Source organism: Pseudomonas marginalis (assembly GCF_024169655.1).
Taxonomy (GTDB): Bacteria; Pseudomonadota; Gammaproteobacteria; order Pseudomonadales; family Pseudomonadaceae; genus Aquipseudomonas; species Aquipseudomonas paraveronii.
The window spans coordinates 2,765,016-2,783,835 of the sequence record NZ_JALJWV010000001.1 but is presented as its reverse complement, the minus strand read 5'-3'; the positions used below and the strand labels follow the sequence as shown (position 1 = coordinate 2,783,835).

15 protein-coding genes and 1 pseudogene are annotated in these 18,820 nt (G+C 57.4%); 5 read left to right on the top strand and 11 right to left on the bottom strand.

Translation table 11 applies throughout. From position 1 onward, the window contains the following. The first annotated feature begins 3 nt into the window (after positions 1-3). Genes J2Y83_RS12575 through J2Y83_RS12565 form a run of 3 tightly spaced genes read left to right on the top strand, consistent with a single transcriptional unit; the run spans position 4 to position 2,737 of the window. The gene (locus J2Y83_RS12575) at positions 4-981 is read left to right on the top strand and encodes a diacylglycerol/lipid kinase family protein (RefSeq protein ID WP_253395609.1); all 978 of its coding nucleotides are present in this window, start codon (positions 4-6) and stop codon (positions 979-981) included. A gap of 9 nt (positions 982-990) precedes the next feature. Continuing rightward, complete coding sequence (locus J2Y83_RS12570; RefSeq protein ID WP_253395607.1) at positions 991-1,956, top strand: hypothetical protein; 966 nt, start codon at positions 991-993, stop codon at positions 1,954-1,956. Positions 1,957-1,975: 19 nt separating this feature from the next. Beyond that, complete coding sequence (locus J2Y83_RS12565) at positions 1,976-2,737, top strand: aspartyl/asparaginyl beta-hydroxylase domain-containing protein (protein ID WP_247403471.1); 762 nt, start codon at positions 1,976-1,978, stop codon at positions 2,735-2,737. Positions 2,738-2,788: 51 nt separating this feature from the next. Here the strand turns inward: J2Y83_RS12565 and J2Y83_RS12560 are convergent, their stop codons facing one another. The 7 genes and pseudogenes from J2Y83_RS12560 to J2Y83_RS12530 form a co-directional block, all read right to left on the bottom strand. Next, entirely contained in the window at positions 2,789-3,283 is a 495-nt protein-coding gene (locus tag J2Y83_RS12560; protein WP_253395605.1) for a RimK/LysX family protein, read from the bottom strand. Between the two features lie 198 nt (positions 3,284-3,481). Next, positions 3,482-3,598, bottom strand: a pseudogene (locus tag J2Y83_RS12555) (EamA/RhaT family transporter); the annotation flags it as partial. Positions 3,599-3,720: 122 nt separating this feature from the next. Beyond that, on the bottom strand, positions 3,721-5,016 hold the full coding sequence (locus tag J2Y83_RS12550) for a type II toxin-antitoxin system HipA family toxin (RefSeq protein WP_253395603.1): 1,296 nt from the start codon (positions 5,014-5,016) through the stop codon (positions 3,721-3,723). Next, complete coding sequence (locus J2Y83_RS12545; protein WP_253395600.1) at positions 5,009-5,326, bottom strand: helix-turn-helix domain-containing protein; 318 nt, start codon at positions 5,324-5,326, stop codon at positions 5,009-5,011. Before J2Y83_RS12545 ends, J2Y83_RS12550 begins: the two co-directional genes overlap by 8 nt. 244 nt (positions 5,327-5,570) lie before the next feature. Continuing rightward, positions 5,571-6,938 (bottom strand): glutamine synthetase family protein, encoded by a 1,368-nt coding sequence (locus J2Y83_RS12540; protein WP_253395598.1) that lies wholly within the window; start codon positions 6,936-6,938, stop codon positions 5,571-5,573. A 70-nt stretch (positions 6,939-7,008) separates the two neighbouring features. Then, positions 7,009-8,403, bottom strand: a complete 1,395-nt coding sequence (locus J2Y83_RS12535) for an aspartate aminotransferase family protein (RefSeq protein ID WP_253395596.1) — start codon at positions 8,401-8,403, stop codon at positions 7,009-7,011. Positions 8,404-8,678: 275 nt separating this feature from the next. Continuing rightward, a complete protein-coding gene (locus J2Y83_RS12530) occupies positions 8,679-9,464 on the bottom strand; it encodes an SDR family NAD(P)-dependent oxidoreductase (protein ID WP_253395594.1) in 786 nt (261 codons plus the stop codon). A gap of 97 nt (positions 9,465-9,561) precedes the next feature. Here J2Y83_RS12530 and J2Y83_RS12525 point away from each other — a divergent pair, with 97 nt between their 5' ends. Beyond that, complete coding sequence (locus tag J2Y83_RS12525) at positions 9,562-10,467, top strand: LysR family transcriptional regulator (RefSeq protein WP_253395592.1); 906 nt, start codon at positions 9,562-9,564, stop codon at positions 10,465-10,467. A gap of 361 nt (positions 10,468-10,828) precedes the next feature. Here the strand turns inward: J2Y83_RS12525 and fabF are convergent, their stop codons facing one another. The 4 genes from fabF to J2Y83_RS12500 all read right to left on the bottom strand — a co-directional run bounded on the left by fabF (position 10,829) and on the right by J2Y83_RS12500 (position 17,217). Next, positions 10,829-12,112 (bottom strand): beta-ketoacyl-ACP synthase II, encoded by a 1,284-nt coding sequence (gene fabF / locus J2Y83_RS12515; protein WP_253395590.1) that lies wholly within the window; start codon positions 12,110-12,112, stop codon positions 10,829-10,831. 117 nt (positions 12,113-12,229) lie between these two features. Further along, on the bottom strand, positions 12,230-15,316 hold the full coding sequence (locus tag J2Y83_RS12510; protein WP_253395588.1) for an efflux RND transporter permease subunit: 3,087 nt from the start codon (positions 15,314-15,316) through the stop codon (positions 12,230-12,232). Continuing rightward, the gene (locus J2Y83_RS12505) at positions 15,313-16,419 is read right to left on the bottom strand and encodes an efflux RND transporter periplasmic adaptor subunit (RefSeq protein ID WP_253395586.1); all 1,107 of its coding nucleotides are present in this window, start codon (positions 16,417-16,419) and stop codon (positions 15,313-15,315) included. Before J2Y83_RS12505 ends, J2Y83_RS12510 begins: the two co-directional genes overlap by 4 nt. 177 nt (positions 16,420-16,596) lie before the next feature. Then, complete coding sequence (locus J2Y83_RS12500) at positions 16,597-17,217, bottom strand: TetR/AcrR family transcriptional regulator (protein ID WP_253395584.1); 621 nt, start codon at positions 17,215-17,217, stop codon at positions 16,597-16,599. A gap of 87 nt (positions 17,218-17,304) precedes the next feature. Between J2Y83_RS12500 and J2Y83_RS12495 the strand changes: the two genes are divergently transcribed. Then, positions 17,305-18,807, top strand: a complete 1,503-nt coding sequence (locus J2Y83_RS12495; RefSeq protein WP_253395582.1) for an efflux transporter outer membrane subunit — start codon at positions 17,305-17,307, stop codon at positions 18,805-18,807. The last annotated feature ends 13 nt before the right edge of the window (positions 18,808-18,820 follow it).

Here is an 18,820-nt window from a genome sequence, read left to right as displayed (position 1 = left end):
GTCATGAACATCAACCCACCTTCAATTGCTCAGCCGCGGCGCATCGGCGTTTTGATCAACCCCCTCAGCGGACGCGTTCGTCGCCAACTGGTACGCCTGTGCCGCCTGATCTATAGATTGCCTCGCGCCCAGTTCGCGCAGGTGCGCACCCCTGCCGAGATCGAGACTGCCATCGCCAACTGGGCGCTGATGGAAAACGACTTGTTGGTGGTAGTGGGCGGGGACGGCACGCTGCAGGCGGCGCTGACCAGCCTGCTGCAAACCCCTGGGGCGCAAGTTCCCAAGGTGTTCATCGTCCCCGCGGGCACCACCAACATGAGTGCCAATGCCATCGGGTTGCGTGGCAACCCACTCAAGGCAATCAAGGCACTGACGCGCTGGCTGACCCATGACAACCACACCGCGCTCGAGAGGCCCACGGCCGTGCTGCAAGTGTCGGACTCACACAACCGGCGAACACAATGCGGCCTGTTCTTTGGCGCCGGTTCAATCGTCACCGGCGTTCGCTATTTTCATGAGCGGGTTCGCCCCACCGGCCTCAAGGGGCTGGCGGGGCCATTGACTGCCTTCGTGCGCATGCTGCTGGCGTTGTTTTCCCGCACGGCCAGCCATCTGCTTGCGACCGTTAACGCCCCTATCACGGTGAACGGCGCGACGCGCGAGGCGCCATGGCTGCTGGTATTGGCCACCACCCTGGACAAATTGCTGCTGGGCAGCACGCCATTTTGGGGCACCGAACGCCAGCCCATGCGCCTGACCGCCATTGCCCAGGCCCCTGCCCGCCTGTGCCGGGCCTTGCCCGCTGTACTGCGCGGGCGACCCAGCGCTGCCATGCGCCGGGACCCGGGCTACCTGAGTCACAACGCCCAAAACGCCAGCATTGACCACCTGCGCGAATACCTGCTGGACGGCGAGATATTCCCGGTAACCGGAACACTTGAAATCAAGACCAGCCCGCCCGTGCGCTTCATCACCTTGTAAGGACACTCCATGATCGAGATTGAACGCGACCCGGCGACACGCCCCCTGTTCGAGCTGGTGACCCGTGAACTGGCACGGCCGGTAGGCCAAGACCTGCACGCACTGACCGAGGCACTGATGGCGCGGTTCGGCGCAGGCATCTCGGCGATCCTGTTCTACGGCTCTTGCCTGCGCACACGCACCACCGATGAGGGGTTGATCGACCTGTACGTCCTGGTGGATCACTACCAGGACATCCACGCCTCCCGGCTCAGTCAATGGGCCAACGCCCTGCTGCCGCCCACGGTGTTTCTGTTCACGGCCACTGATACCGCCGGCAAAACCCTGCGCGCCAAGTGCGCCATTCTCTCAGTGAGCGATTTCGAACAAGGCACCCATAGCTGGTTTCAAAGCTACCTGTGGGCGCGTTTTGCCCAGCCTAGCCGCCTGGTGTTCAGCCGCACGCCCTCCATCCAGCTGCGCGTGGAGCGAGCAGTGTGCCGCGCGGCCTTGCGCATGATCAGCGAAACGGCCCCCCTGCAAGCCCCCTTCTTCAACAGCGACACGTTCTGGACCCGTGCCTTGAGCTTTACCTACGGCACCGAACTGCGGCCCGAAAGCAGCGATCGCCCGGCACTGATCACCCAGCAGAATCAAGACTACCTCGCTGCCCTCCTGGCCGCGGCCGCCCAGGTCGATGGCGCCGGCTTTGTCGGGTCGACGACCGATGAGCTGTATATCAACCACAGCACCGCGGAACAGCAGCGACGCCAGGCGCGGCACTGGCGGACCCGGCGCGTGCAAGGCCGCGCATTGAACCTGGTGCGCCTGATCAAATCGCTGTTTACCGTCAAGGGCGCAGTGGACTACGCCATCTGGAAACTTGAGCGCCATTGGGGCGAGCCGATCAAACAACCGGAGCGGTTGCGCCGCTATCCGCTGGTGTTCTGCTGGCCGCTGCTGTGGAAGCTATTGAAACAACGACCACGTACATGAAACCAACAGGATATTTTCCATGACCGCTAGGAAGACGGCTTTGACCCCCAAGAAAAAACGCAAACATCGCCCCAGCGTCGCCATCGGCCTGTGGATCATCAAACGCCTTGAGAATCTGATACGGCGCAGCTCTACGGTGGGTAACACGCCGTTCTTTGATCCCGCCATCTTCGCCTGGGCCCGGGACCTGGAAGCCAGGTCGGCGGTGATTCGCGCCGAGCTCGATGCCGTGCTACGCAACAGCGACGCCATTCCCAGCTTTCAGCAGATATCCAAGGACCAGGCCAGACTGACCCAGGACGACCGCTGGAAGACGTTTTTCCTCTACGGCTATGGCTACAAGATCGACGGCAATTGCGCGCAGTGCCCACAAACGACCCAGGTCATCGAGTCCATCCCGGGCATGTACACCGCGTTTTTTTCGATTCTCAGCCCCGGCAAGCACATTCCCCCCCACCGTGGGCCTTACAACGGATTGCTGCGGGTGCACCTGGGGCTGATCATCCCGCAACAGGCCGAACAGTGTCGTATAGAGGTGGGCGATGAGGTCCGCCATTGGCAGCAGGACAGTTGCCTGGTATTCGACGACACTTACAAGCATCAGGTCTGGAACGACACTGACGAGCGACGCGTGGTGCTGTTCCTGGATGTGCAGCGGCCCCTGACATTACCAGGCCGGTTGCTGAACCGGGTGGTGCTCAAGTTGATCCAGTGGTCACCGTTCATACAGGACGCGCGCAGGAATCAGCAGAACTGGGATCGCGGGATCCTCAACCAGTAAATCATCGCCAATCAGGCTCCGGGGCTCCCCCGACGCCTGATTGGCGCGGTATCACGGCTTGCAATCAGGCTTGAGGGTGTCGAATCGCGACGCATCAACCAAGCCCACGTGTGTAAGCACATCACGCCCCAGCTTGACCGGCGAACCACCTTTGCCGCGGGTTTTCAGCGTAAGGTCCTCGGCGTATACCTTGTCACCCAGGCACAGCGACATCCGCACCAACTGATGCTGACTGCTGCCAAAGGCGGTTTTGGATTTTTCGGTGCGCAGTACTTTCCTCTCCAGCGTCAAATCGCTCGTACCGGTTAATGCGTGCATCACCGGTACACTGAAACGCGCCCAATTCTCGCCATTTTTCTGGAATAGGACGAGGTCATGAACTTCAATGGAAGACTTCGGCGAAGTGGGATTAAGTTCGACCTCCACACTTCCTTGCTCAGGTTGAATCAACGCTTTTTCCTGCCAACCGAAAACGGCGGCCTGGGTCAATTGCGGAATAATCAATGCCAACATAAAGCTGCTTAAAACTGTGGTATAGCGACGCATTATTTCACCCGACGCAAATAGTAATTTCAAATCCTGCAACAATAAAGCCCAATAACCGGCGCCCCGTGTTCAGCGCACTTTATCATTAAGTCTGGCTTTACAATATTAAATTGTAGTCAGCGATAGCGTACACACGCACTGCGGCAAATTATTAACTTATCCGAAATACACTCTTTCACTTCGTTACATAGCTACTTCCATCGGCTGACTGTTAGACAGTGCGCCGACCAACGCCGTGGGGATTTTCTGGATGGCACTGTACAGCAGGGTCGACATGAGCCCGGTATGGACCACGCCGATAATGATCAGGATGGTGATAGAGCATTCCTGAGGTAGGCGCCATTTTTCGTTCGCTCGTGTATCACGAGCGACCTGGGGGGCAACATTGGGGGCATATTTGAAATTTTTCTGCCTGAACATGTTGTCCTAGAGCCCGGTCAAAATGTTTTTTGGCGACCGCTACCCGCATGACCTTGTTGTAGCCGAGCTACGTTCTGATCAATACGGTCTTGGATCGTGCGCAAGGTGTCTCGGGTAATAACCTGTGGGCATAGGTTCTCGGCGATGGTTGCAAACCGGCTCGCTACATCACAAATGCCGTCAATCACTCTGCCTGCAGCGTCCAGGGGCACCTCGGCTTCCTCCGCAAGCCGAAGCATTTGCGTGCGGGAAATCGACAGGGCCTCCCCCATCACATCCATCTGGTGGTATCCACCTGGCCCCTCGCAGAACGTCACGTCGTAAGCCGGCGAGAGTCTCCACTGACCGTCCTGCGACATGATGTAGGCAAAGTTCTTGGGATGATCGTCCCTGTTGTTGAACGCAACGTTGAAGACGGCACGTTCGAAGGCCACCGCCATCTCTCGCACGTCGTTGGTACACATCTGTGTTGCCCGCAAGAAGTTGACGTAGTCCAACACCCCCGGAGACCGGTAATTTGCCCCCGTAAAGGCCGCGAGGCTTTGCATGGGGATGCGCAGACCATCCCGGCGGTCAAATCGCTTACTGGCAAACGCTGCCAACCCATTAGGCAGACTGAAGTGCTGCGTGTCAGGGGTCTCGATACCGCACCTGCGCAGGCACTCGGCGTAGACCATTTCGATAGCGCACACCTCGGCATGTTCGTCTTTGGCCGGGAACTTAATCAACCATGCTTCAAAGCCCGGCGTGACGGCAGTGGTAAACCCGCCAGTTTTGGGATCGCGATAGACGAGGGCCTTAGGCCTTGCACCTTGAGGCGAGCCGCCCACGAGCAGCAACGTCTGCAGGAACTCGCCACCGTCGCCATGGAGCACTTGTTGCACTTCGGCGGCAAGCTGTTCCAGCGGAATGTGGACCTCGGACTCCTGCCCTTCGGGTGCCACGGGCTCAAACGTCATGGCCCCCATCGCATTGCTACCGATGTAGGCCAGCCGTTCCAGTGAGCCAATGCGCGCCGTGGTGAGCCCGCGGCGCCTGAACATACGGTCCATCAGCAACATGCCCCACCCATCCGGCAACGAGTCGTAAACTGGCCCTGGCAAGTACAGTTGGTGGTCTGGAAAATCTCGGCGCAACTGAGCCCCCGCCAACGGCAACGTGTAGGAGGACAGTTCCAAGCCTCTTTGCCTGGCTTCATTGCTGTACTCGAACACGATCAGCGGGCGACCGGTCAGGGCGGTCGTGGAGACCAGCGTGCCCCATTGCCATCGCTCACCCCAGCCCTCATAGAAGACGTTCACCTGCTCAAGCATTGCCGGACTTCCTCTTTGTACGGAGACGATTGGCGCTGTTTTCGTAGCGCCGAATATCCTCGATGCTTTCCAGCTTTGGCAGGAACAGACCTTCGAGTTCCTTGGTTCGGCCAAGGGCCATCGCCACCCGGACCACGTTCTCGAACCCGACATTGCGCCCAGCTTCAAGGTTGGACACGGTGTTGGTGCCGATGCCGGCACGCCCGGCCAATTCGGCTTGTGTCATGTCCATCGCCAAGCGCTCTGTGCGCAAGCGATCGCAGAGGCGCTTGACGACCTCGCTCGGCTTACTGAAGCTTAAATCCAACATAATGTGTACCCAGCCCATTTTTGCGCCAGTTAATTCCCAAAATTATAGAATTAACGCTAGGCCCTATCAAGCTGCGTAAATCCCTGATTTTGTGTCTTATCGCTATTTTTCTGGGTTTAGCCACAGCTTGCTGGACTTAATCATCATCAATTCCAGGAAAAGGCTGCTCGCCCAGCAGGTGAGCCACTCCCATCAAATAACGGTGGACCAGCAGCTCGACAGCGTTCAAATACCAGGCAAACACTCATGCGTGGGTGAGGTACCAGCGCCAGTCCTGCTCTCCGACTTCAGCATTGAATTGACGGAACTCGCGCCATTTGATCGCCAGGAACACCTTCAGGAATTCAGCGCCCAGCGCTTCGCGTGCCCAGGTGGAACGTTCCAGTGCCTGCAACGCTGTCAGCCAGTCGGTGGGTAGAAAATCGGTCGCCTGTTCATAGCCATTGCCCACAATCGCTGCGCCAGGATCGCTTTGATGAGTGATGCCGTGGTGAATGCCCGCAAGTAATGCGGCAGCGGCGAGATAGGGGTTGGCATCGGCACCGCAAATGCGGTGTTCGATATGCCGGCTTATCGCAGGGCCGCCGGGTACGCGAAACGACACAGTACGATTGTTGACGCCCCAGCTTTTGGCCAGCGGCGCGTAACTACCGGTCTGGAACCTGCGATATGAATTGGCATGGGGGCAAAATATCGCCAGCGCGTCAAACAAGGTCGCCATCATCCCGCCAATGGAGTGACGCAACAGCGGCGTGCCCTGTGGGTCTTCGCTCGCATACAGGTTGTGACCCTGCTCGTCGGCCAGGCTGACGTGCAAATGCAGACCGCTACCGGCCTGATCGCTGAAGGGCTTGGCCATGAAGCACGCTTGCAGCCCATGTTTGTTGGCCACGCCTTTGACCAAGCGTTTGTAACGGACGCCTTCATCGATGGCTTGGAGTGCGTCGAAACGATGCTCCAGCGTCAACTCGACCTGGCCCGGAGCGTACTCGGAGATCGCAGTACGCACTGGCAGCCCTTGCAGCGCGCAAGCTGCGTAGAGGTCATCAAGAAAAGGTTGAAGCTGCTCCAGTTCGTATACGCCATACACCTGCGGTGCATGAGGGCGTACACCATTGGTCTGCAATGCAGGCTGCGGCCGACCGTTGACGTCGCGCTGTTGGTCCAGCAGGTAAAACTCCAACTCAACGGCCATTACCGGATGGAATCCATCGGCTTTCAGCCGCTCGATGGTGTTCACCAGTACATGTCGCGGGTCGGCCGGTGCGGCAGGAATACCTTGGGTCGGGTGCATGCTCACCTGCACTTGGCCGGTGGGATGGGTGCGCCAAGGTTGCAAGGTCAGGCTTCCCGGTAAAGGGTAGGTCCAGCAGTCGGCGTCAGCGACATCCCAGACCAAGCCTGTCTCGTCGACGTCTTCACCCTGCACGGTCAAGGCGAGAATGGAACTCGGCAGCGGCCGACCATTTTCGTAGATCGCCAGCAGCTCGTCGCGATGCAACAGTTTGCCCCGTGGAACACCATTTGCGTCGATAAGGAACAACTCGATGCTCAGTACTTCAGGGTGGGCGGCCAGATAATCTTCGGCCTCTTTTTTATCAGCAAATTGCATGTCAAACCTCTTAGCGCTCATTCAAGCGACTTGGCAGTATTCGAGAAAAACGGGAGCGTCAAACATCCGGTCATGAAGGGATAACCCGCGCGCCAGGGATGGCAAGCAGTGTGGTCAGCGCGCTATCCAACTCACCGATCAGCCTGTCGATATCGGCATCACTTGTCTGTGGACAGCACAGGGTCATGTTGTGAAAAGGCGTGATCAGGATGCCGCGATTGATTAGATACAGGTGCAGCGCCATTTGAAGGCTGTCATGAAAAGCCGCCTCGGCTTGCGCGCCGGTTCTGGGCGAGGTGGCACAGAATTGAAACTCACAACGAGCCCCCAACTCTGTGACAGACCAGTTCAGTCGGTGCCGCTTGAACAACGCTCGAAATCCCTGTGCCAGTCTTGAGGCCAGGGGCAACATGTGCTGGTAGGCAGACTCGGTCATGACCTCTTCAAGACTGACGCGCATGCAATGCATCGCCAGTGCGTTGGCGGACAGCGTCGTTCCCATACCGCTGTGGCCATGGCCGCCGCCCTCTGCGCTCTTCTGCACGTCGCGCATGGCCAAGGCAACGTGCTCGGTCACGCCAAACACAGCGCAAGGCACGCCACCTGCGATGGGTTTACCCACCACGAAAAAGTCGGGTTTCAAATCCCATTGGCGAGTGCATCCACCGATGCCGGTAGAAATAGTGTGGGTCTCATCAATGATCAGCAGGCTGCCATATTTATGGGTCAACTCTCGGCACTTTTGCATGAATCCCGGATCGGGCAGGACCATGCCTATGTTCGTCATCGCCGGCTCACACATCAGCGCGCACACATCGCCCTGGGCTAATGCAGCTTCCAGTGCGGCGACATCGTTGAAGGGGATAGATCGACTGTATTGGGTCAAGTCGTAGGCTTGGCCCACGAGACCTGAACGATGCACTGTCTTGCCGTCGCGGTACCGCACCATCACGTCATCCACCGTGCCGTGATAACAGCCGTCGAATACCAGCAACACATTGCGTTTGGTGATAGCTCGCGCCCAGCGCAGAACATAACGATTGGCGTCAGTCGCATTGGCGGTGACCTGCCAATAAGGCAGCCCAAATCGCTGAGCCAGCAACTCGCCGCAAACCACCGCGTCTTCGCCAGGCAGCATGGTGGTCAAGCCATTATTCGCCTGCTCGGCTATGGCACGGGCGATAGGCTCGGGTGAATGGCCAAACATCGTGCCGGTATCGCCCAGGCAAAAGTCAATGTACTCATGATCGTCAACATCGGTGAAGCGTGCCCCCTTGGCACGCTTGACGAAGAGCGGCGACGGCATCGACCAGTCGCTCATCCAGTGCATGGGAACACCGTTGAACAGATTTGCCTTGGCACGTTTGGCCAGCGCCATTGACGTTGGGTTGTTTTCTATAAAACGGGCACGCTCGGAGGCAGTAAAAGCAGCAACTGCTGATTCAGAAATTCCACTTCTCGACATGATCAAAACCCTATATTAACTATTACATTGATTAAACAACGTCGCCAGCCAGATAGAAAACAACCCATCGCCACATTCATTCCCCTATCGATTCGCGAATAGCCAGAAACCGCGCCCCCACAACGTACAGCTCGGGCGTTCGCCATCAATATTTGTAGCGCGGATTAACTCATACCTGGGTATATTGCAGTTAACGCAGAAAACCTTACTTTGGATTATTAATTTATCCCGCGGAACAACCTCATATTTAGCGGATAAACCGAAGTGATTTGAGATCAGGCTGGAGGTGCTTTGTTCTCGACCAGACAGTTCCCGCCATCCACCACAAGGACTTCACCCGTGATGTAACTGGCGTCAGGCGACGCCAGAAATGCAACCGCCGCCGCCACTTCGCGGGGGCTGCCCGCCCGCCCTATTGGGGTGAAGCGCCCCGCCTCTGCTTCAACGGGCGTGGTTGAGCCGGTGGTGATCCATCCGGGAGCCACGCTGTTTACAGTAACCCCCTGCTTGGCGACTTCAAGTGCAAGTCCCATGTTCATACCAATCATCGCGGCCTTAGCGGCGCTATAAGCGGCTTCGCCCGGATTGCTCCCCCGGGTGCCCGTGGTGGAACTAATATTGACAATGCGCCCGTAACTTCGCGCGCGCATACCGGGCAAAATAGCCCGAGTTAAAAGAAACGCAGTGGTTAAGTTTCTTGCCAGTGAAAGATTCCATTCGTGCAGTTCCATAGTTGCCAATTCCGAGAAAACCTCCGGGCTTCCTTGCATGGCCATACCAGCGTTATTCACCAGGATATCGACCCGCCCCCAGACGGACTCTGCCCATAGGCCGAGTTCACGTACCTGGCTTTCATCGGTGAGGTCAGCTGGCCGGCCTTCAACTTCAAACCCTTCAAGGCGTAGCTCTTTAACCCGATCCGCGATGCGGTTGCTGCTGGCGGTAACGATCAACTTCGCCCCAGATGCACCTAGCCTGCGAGCGATCGCCATACCAATGCCAGCTTCACTTCCAGCACCACTGACCAGTGCCACATGCCCCCTCAAATCGGCATTTAACATGGTGTTCTCCACGTACTTAATTTGTATTAGGAGTGGAAATTAGGCTAATAAATCTGATAAATAAAGACAATCATCATCAGGAAAATTGACAACCACGATGGCATTTACCAGCGAGTCACTTAAAATTTTCCTTTCGGTCGTGGACAGCGGCTCCTTTTCAGCCGCAGCACGAAAATTAGGCCGGGTTCCCTCCGCGATCAACATGGCGGTGTCACAGCTTGAAGCAGAGCTGGATCTGTTGCTTTTTGATCGATCGACCCGCAAAGCCATTCCTACCGCAGCCGCCAAAGCACTTGAGCCCCAGGCAAGACAGGTCGCGAGCCAGTTAAACCTGCTGGACGCGCATGCCCTCCAGCTTCATCAGGGGTTGGAGGGGCGCTTGGTCCTTGCGATGGCGCCGGAGCTGCAAACAGGCGTGTGGAATCGTCCGCTGTCCATTATCGCCAAAGAGTTTCCCACGCTTGAAATCGAGATTCGCTCCGCTTCCCATCCGGAGGCGATGCGCATGCTCCATGAAGGACGTGTGCAATTGGCACTTGGATTTGAACGACCAGGGCTTGACGAGCGGGAGACGTTTCTTGAAGCGGGGAGCCAGTTGTTAGTCGCAGTTGCCTCTCCAGATCATCCTGCGGCCGCCGGCAAGAAAAGCCCTTTAGGTGAAGAGCAACTGGTGGACGTTCGGCAGATCATAGTTGCGACTGGAGGACCTACAGACTCTGACCCACGCGTTGTGCTGTCGCGGCGGATTTGGCTCAGCGACAGTTATCTGGCAACGCTGGATCTGGTGCAGCAAGGATTGGGCTGGGCTTATCTTCCACAGCCGCTGGTACAACCGCTAATCACTTCGGGCGCATTGACGGAGGTGGTGTTTGACAACATGCCAAGTCAGATGCGGTTATGGGTCGACATCATCTGGGTAAAGAACCGACCTCTGGGGCTGGGAGCGCGTCGTTACCTGAGTCTGATGCGCGAAATTGCCGCGGGCGAGCCTCGGCGTACTTGAATTACCGTCGTGGACAAGCTCGGCTACCCAGTCAGCAAATGCGCGCACGGCTGGCGAGAGAAAACGTTGATGCGGATAAAGCAAAGTGACCGGCACGGACGCAGGCTGCCAGTCCACGAGAACCTCGATCAGCCGCCCCTCCTAATGTTTTTCGGGGGCCTGGATAGTCGGTAAAAAAAAACCACCAAGCCCCAAAAAAGCCTTTTATCGACATAAGGTTGTAGGGCAGAACGTAATTACCACAGAGCCTGAATACCATCTGCGTCAGGCTCTGCCCCTCCCTTTGACTAAACGGCGACTTAACCAATGAGCGCTGTAAGCGTGCAATATTGCTTTAGAAACCGGATATGCAGCCCTCTACTTAATTCTCAAGCCATCGGCGAAACAGGACACTGGCATTCACCCCGCCAAAGCCGAAGCCATTGGACAAGGCGTGCTCGATTGCCATTGGCTTGGATTGAAGGGCGACCAGATTCAAACCTGCAGCAGCCTCATCCGGGTTGAGCAAGTTGAGCGTCGGCGGGACGATTTGGTCTCGTAGCGCCAGAACGGTGAAAACGGCTTCGAGGCCGCCGGCCGCACCCAGCAAATGGCCGGTGGCGGATTTGGTCGATGTGACCGCGACCCGTGAGGAAGCGCCGAACAACCCGCGAATTGCCGCCAGTTCACCTTTGTCCCCGACTGGCGTTGAAGTGGCATGGGCGTTGATATGCTGAATCTCTTCAGGTTTTAGCCTGGCCTGATCCAACGCCTGCTGCATCGCACGGCGCGCACCGTTGCCGTCTTCGGGACCTGCGGTCAGGTGGTGAGCATCCGCACTGGTGCCATATCCGATCAGCTCTGCGATCGGTTTCGCTCCCCGCGCCAGCGCATGTTCAAGTGATTCAATGACCAGCATCCCGGCGCCCTCTCCCATGACGAAACCATCTCGGTCCCGATCAAAGGGGCGCGAGGCTTTCTCTGGGCAATCGTTAAAACCCGTGGACAGGGCTCGAGCGGCGGCGAACCCGGCCAGACTGACACGATGAATTGCAGCCTCGGCGCCGCCGCACAACGCGATGTCGGCTTCACCCGAACGGATTAACCTGGCGGCGTCGCCAATGGCCTGCACTCCTGCGGCACACGCAGTGACCGGTGCCCCCAGCGGCCCCTTGAAATTATATTTAATCGACACATGACCCGCCGCAAGGTTGGCGAGAAATGACGGTATGGTGAACGGCGAAAGGCGACCAGGGCCTCGCTCATCGGTAGTGCGAACGGCATTGGCTATCGCTGTGAAGCCACCAATACCTGTGCCAATTATCGTCGCGGTACGTTCCTGCTCAGTGCTCTGTTCAGGTGTCCAGCGGGCTTGTGTCAGCGCCTCACGTGCAGCTAAAAGAGCAAACTCGATAAACCGATCCATCTTTTTTCGATCCTTTGCCGAGACGGCCAACTCAGGATCGAAACCAGCGACCGGATCCTGCTCCAGTGAAGGCACCTGGCCTCCAACCGCGCATCCCACACCGTTGCTAAATTCTTCTGACAAAGCCCTGATACCGGACTGTCCGTCCAACAAACGGCGCCAGACGTCCTCCACACCACAGCCCAATGGGGAAACGATCCCCATGCCCGTGACTACGATACGTTTGCTTTCCAATGACATTGACTCACCTCATGCTCTCTTCGTCCTGGCCAGATGGATCAGGGCCATCATTTCGCTTTGTTTTCGGCCTGCGCCGAGAAGACGTAACGCTCGCCTGAACGAGCGTTTGTTGCCCAATCAGGCTGGATGTGCGGGCGCCAGGGGCTCCTGTGAAGTGTCAGGTTTGATCTTGAACCAGAGGGCATACATCGCCGGCAGGAACACCAATGTCAGCACAGTGCCAGCAAACGTACCTCCGATCAGAGTGTAGGCCAGCGTCCCCCAGAACACCGAGTGGGTCAGCGGGATGAACGCCAGCATCGCCGCCAGTGCCGTGAGAATGACTGGCCTGGCACGCTGCACAGTGGCTTCGACCACGGCGTCATAAGGGCGCAGGCCAGCCTGCTCATTGGCGTGAATCTGGCCAATGAGGATCAGCGTGTTACGCATCAGAATCCCCGACAGCGCAATCAATCCCACCAACGCGTTGATCCCGAAGGGTTGCTGGAACAGCAGAAGGATCGGCACCACGCCAATCAGGCCCAGAGGTGCTGTGGCAAACACCATCATCATTGCCGACATCGAGCGCACCTGGATGATGATGGTGAGTAACGTCAGCGCGATCATGATGGGGAACAGCGGCAGTAACGCTTTGTTCGCTTTCCCCGACTCCTCGATCGCCCCTGCCAGCTCAATTCGATAGCCTTTGGGCAACTGTTCAATCAGCGGTTGCAGTTGCTTCATCACGGCGCTGGAAACATCGGGCGGCTGAAGCCCTTCAGCCACATCACCCCGAACGGTAATGGTCGGCGTTCGGTCACGACGCCGCAGAATGGGCTCTTCCATTCGAATTTCCACAGTTCCGATCTGAGACAGCGACACCCGTTGGCCCTGCGCTCCGGTCAATGTAAAGGCATTGATTTTAGAGGGGTCCAAACGAGTATCACCGGCAGAGCGGGCAATCACCTGGACGGAGCGAATGTCCTCGCGCACCTGAGTCACTGGCGCTCCCGTCAGCAGAAACTGAAGCTGCTGGGCAACCTCTGCGGAGGTCAGACCGAAGGCCTGCAGACGATCCTGATTCAGTGCCAGGTGAAGTGCCGGAGCACGCTCGCCCATGTCCGTATTGACGGTCCTCATCAGGGGGCTGGCTTTCATGACCTCACGCACTTGCCCGGCGATATTGCGTAGCACTGTCAGGTCCGGCCCCATGACGCGAAAGGCCACCGGGTAAGGCGAGTAAGGACCGAATACCAACTGGGTCGCACGTACACGTGCTTGAGGGGCCAGACCATCAGCAACGGCTTGCCTCAGCCGGATCTTGAGCGCCTCACGCTCTTCCTGGTTAGCCGTTAGCACAACGATTTTTGCAAAAGAAGGATCGGGCAACTCTGGCGCCATCGCCAAATAGAACCGTGGAGCACCCTGACCGATGTAGGCGGTGACTGTCCGTGCTTGCGGTTGTTTTGCAAGCCACGCCTCGACTTCGGACGCCGCGGCATCGGTTTGCTCGATGGACGTGCCATAAGGCATCTGCACCTCAACGAGCACCTCCGGACGGTCCGACGTTGGGAAAAATTGCTTCTTCACCACGCCCATGCCGAGAATTGCGACAATGAACAAGCCGACGACTGCGATCGCTACAAGCCCTTTACGGCGAATCACCACACCCAGCACGCGCCTGAAACGCACGTAATTGGGCGTCCCGTAAATCGCGGTATGCCCGCCTTCTGGCACCTTGGCCTGCGGCAGCAGTTTCGCCCCGAGGTAAGGCGTGAACACCACTGCCACCACCCAGGATGTGATCAGCGCAATGCCGACGATCCAGAACATGTTGGCGGTGTACTCTCCTGCCGTTGATTTGGCGAAGCCGTTGGGCATAAAGCCGATTGCAGTGACCAACGTGCCTGACAACATAGGCGCGGCGGTGTGACTCCAAGCATAAGCAGAGGCTTTGATGCGGTCATAACCCTCCTCCATCTTCACCACCATCATTTCAATGGCAATGATCGCATCGTCCACCAGTAGCCCCAGCGCCAGAATCAGCGACCCAAGCGTTATGCGGTCAAAGTCCTTGCCTGTCGCGGCCATGACAATGAAAACTGCCGCCAGGGTCAGCGGCACCGCCGCAGCGACGACGATACCGACACGCCAACCCATGCTGAGAAAACACACCAGCAGAACCACGCCCAGCGCCGCGAAGAACTTGATCATGAATTCGGTGACGGATGCATCAATGTTCACCGCCTGGTCGGTGACCTTGCTCAAGGTCATGCCTAACGGCAATTGCTCATTGATCGACGTCGTCTCGGCTTCAAGCGCCTTACCTAAATCAAGACCGTTCCAGCCGTCGCGCATCACGATACCGAGCAGCAACGCGGGCTCGCCATTGTTGCGCACCATGAACGTGGAGGGGTCCTCGTAACCGCGCTTGACCTCGGCCACATCGGATAATTTGAGGGTTCTACCCTGCACGACCAGTGGCGTATCGCGAATCTTGCGCAGGTCATCAAACGCGCCATCAAGTCGAATGAACACCTGGGGGCCCTTCGCCTCAACTGAACCGGCCGGCGTCATCATGTTTTGCGCATTCAACGCGCTAAATATGTCTCGAGCGGAAATACCCAGCGTCGCCAGACGCTCATATGACAGCTCGACATAAATGCGCTCGGACTGCTCGCCAATGATATTGACCTTCTTCACGCCCGCCACGTGCAGCAGGCGTTGACGCAACGACTCAGCCTCGCGAACCAGTAATCGTTGCGGCTCGCCCTTTGCCTTGAGCGCATAAAGGGCAAAGGTGACATCGGCATATTCGTCGTTGACGATCGGGCCGATGACACCAGGCGGCAAACCCGCCTCTTCATCACGGAGCTTCTTGCGCGCCTGGTAAAACTCCTCGGGAACAGCATTAGGTGGCGTGCTATCGAGCAAATAAACGGTGGTGAGTGCCACTCCCGGACGCGTGAAGGTCTCAGTCCGGTCATACCAACGCAGTTCCTGCATGCGTTTTTCGAGCTTTTCAACCACTTGGTCCTGCATCTCCTGAGCCGTCGCTCCAGGCCATACCGTTACCACGGTCATTTGTTTGATGGTGAAGGCAGGATCTTCCGCGCGCCCTAACTTGAAGAAGGCGTACAGCCCACCGATGGATATCAGCAGGATCAAAAACAGCGTGATCGAACGCTCACGCACCGCCAGCGCGGACAGGTTGAATCCGGTCATCGGCGCACCTCTGCGTTGCCCGCCATCTGGGGCCTGACCTGCTCGCCCTCGCTCAGAAGGTGAGCGCCCAGCGCGACAATACGATCGTGGATATTGAGGTCACCTGTCACACGTGCAGTTTCCGCATCATTCAAACCGAGGAGCGTTACAGGGCGCCAGGTCACCTGCTCAGGTTCCCGACTCACGACCCATACACCCGGACCTTTACCGGCGTCATAGAGAGAGGCGACAGGCACCTGGACTTCACCATCGATGGCCGTTCGCGTGCTGCCGATGGCGACCGAAATGGTCGACCCCAGCGTGGCATTGGCAAGTGCGCTTTCCAGCACGTAACGCGCCTCAAATGTGCGGGTCAACCTGTCAGCCGAATCGGACAGCTGGCGCAGATGCGCCTGCCCTGCGTGCTGGTCCACCCCATAAAGCTGAACTGTCGCCGACGATCCCAGAGCCGGACGTAGCGTTTCGGGTAATTGAATGACCGCCTCGCGTTGCCCGGAATGGGCAACACGCACCACCACCTGGCCCGCACCGACGACCTGCCCCGGTTCTGCCAAGGTCTCCACAACAACCCCGTCGGAATCGGCCAACAAGGTTGAATAACCGGTGGAGTTTTTCGCGATATCCGCCTGGGCTTTGGCTGCATTCAATTGAGCGTTGGCCGAGTCAGCAGCGGCCTTGATCCCTGCATAAGCAGAGGCAGAAACAGCACCGACCGACACCAAATCTCGGTAGCGCAGCTCGTCATCAGTGGCCTGCCGCGATCGAGCCATTGCTGCGAGCACCGCTTCCTGCTGCGCTCGTGCTGTCAACGTCAGATCGTTCGCATCAATGTGCATCAGTGGCTGTCCACGCTTGACGCTCTGGCCGGTGTCCACGAGGCGCTCCGTCACCTTTCCGGCCACCCGAAAACCAAGGTCGCTCTGAACCCGTGCCGCAACGACGCCGGTGTATACGCGAGTTTCAGGTGCAGAAGGCTGAACCAGACTGACGCGCACCAGGGCCGCCTGAAGACGAGGATCAGGAGGCGGCGCTTCGCTGCATGCAGCCAAGGCCAACGGCAATAAACCGATGAAGATAAATGAAGTCGAGCGGCGCGGGATCATAAAGACCTCTTGGAAACAGATACGCCATGCTTATTCAAGTGACCATTTATGTCAATGGTCACACTACAAACAAATTAAAGCCGCCTGATGACCAATGTCAGATCAGCAGGGTCGGCCTTGAGTTACGGGTGAAAAGATAAACGTAGAGGTACGCCAGACCTGCCAGCCAGGGCCTTTTTAAGGCATCAGGCTGCGCAGAATGAGGTTGGAGATGAGCCCAGGGGCCTCTTCAACGACGTCGAGGTTGTACTGCAACAACAAAGGATTGATGTAGGGACGTAGCGCGAGATGAATCGACTCCACCGTATCATCCAAGGGTGTCTTGCGCTCAAACTCTCCGAGCTCACGCCCTTCTCGTACAATTTGCTGTACGAAATGTTTGATTCGCGCGTCATATACCTGCGAGCTGGACCAGCGCTCCAACGCCGAGAAGGCCGCGATGTCATACAATTTCCGATCATTGAAAAACAGGTCAACCCCTTTGGTTATCAGGGTTTTGACCAGTCTTCGAAAGCGCTCCGTCGGTGAGATACCCTCGGCATTGATCGCGTGCTCCACCGCCGCAATGATTTGCGACAGGCAATTGCTGCAAATGGCCTCACCAATCGCCTGCTTGGAGTCGAAGAACTTGTAGATATAAGCCTTGGAAAAACCGATCGCTTTCGCGAGGTCGGAGACTGTTGTCTTGCTGTAACCGTATTGACTGAAATGGTCGTTGGCCGCCGCGACGATCTGGTCGCGGATGTCATGTTCGGCGGGACCACGGGTGCTGGACGAGGAAATGGGTAATGGGTTCATGCGATCAGCTTACGCACCCGCAGGACGGTTGACAACTCATGACCAAATCGTAATATGGTCACTAATCGATCATTCCCAAGGTGTCACATGCACCCTCTCCGTTTTGCCGTATTGCTGAGTTTCGGTGTGGTCGCTGGGTGCTCGGTGGGTCCTGACTATTCCGAGCCCAAAGTAGAGCTGCCCGAGCGCTTTTCAGCGATTGCACCTGCAACACCAACGGTTGACGCAACCCCCAGTGATCTCACCGTCTGGTGGAAGACGTTCAATGACCCCGTTCTCAGCCAGTTAATCAATCGAGCTCTTGAACAAAATCTCGATTTAGCCCAGGCAACAGCCAGGATCGAACAAGCTCACGCCGGCTTGGGAGCCGCTAACGCCGCGCTTTTGCCGTCGGCCACCGTCAGTGGCCAAGCGGCTAGAGCACGACAATCCTTGGAAACACCGTTGGGCCAAGCGCTGAATTCAGATCCATCCTATAACCGCTACGGGAGTGCTTATGAGGCTAATCTCAATGCTGGCTGGGAACTTGATGTATTTGGAGGGTTACGCCGAGGCAAAGAAGCAGCCGTCGCCGATTATCAGGCGGCCCAAGCTGCGGCAGTTGCCACACGACTAGCAGTGGTCGCGCAAACCGCTGACCTTTACATCAGCATCCGCGGACTGCAAGCACGCCTGGAGATTGCCCGAAAGCAGGTAGAGACACGACAACAGCTGCTCTCTACCATCGAATATCTCTACGCCAAGGGACTGGCTGCTGAACTGCAGTTGAATCAGACTCAAGGTTCATTGAACCAGGCGCAAGCAACGGTGCCGGTACTGCAGGCTGGTCTTGACTCGGCAATGAACGCTCTGGATGTCATGTTGGGTAAACCGCCAGGGACTTACACTGCGCAGTTGGCGCAATCGACACCCATCCCGGATGTACCACACCTCGCCAGCCTGGGCTCTCCAGCCGATCTACTGCGCCGGCGTCCAGACTTGATCGTCGCAGAGCGCCGACTTGCGGCATCGAGCGCTCGTATTGGCGAAGCCATTTCCGAGTACTACCCCAAGTTTTCCGTAGGGGCTCTGTTAGGCAGCGCCACGTCGGTCTCGAGCACAAATCTGTTCTCCAACGATGCCAGCCAGGCATCGGCGGTATTGGGGTTACGTTGGAGGCTGTTCGACTTTGGCCGCATTAACGCTCAGATTGACTTGGCCAAGGGGCAAGAAGCTGAAGCACTAGCTGCCTATCGCCAATCGGTACTGCGGGCGTCTGAAGATGTAGAAACCGCGTTTTCCGTACTGATCAACCGCGAACAGCAGTTTAAACATCTTGCACAGGGCGAGGCTGCGTTTACAAAAGCTCGAGACAGATCGCTCACCGCTTATGAAAAAGGCGTGGTGAGCCTGATCGAAGTACTCAATGCCGATGAGAATGTGTTAGCCGCGTCCGATGGTAGAGCACAGGCACAAACGGAATCGGCTCGAGCAGCAGTGGCTACATTCAAAGCCCTGGGTGGCGGCTGGCAACACGAGACACCCACTCCTCGCCTTCTCTCGCAAGAGAGTCGTAGGCATCGTCCTCGAGGTCAACCCGAGGTTCTTTAGCCAGGACACCTTG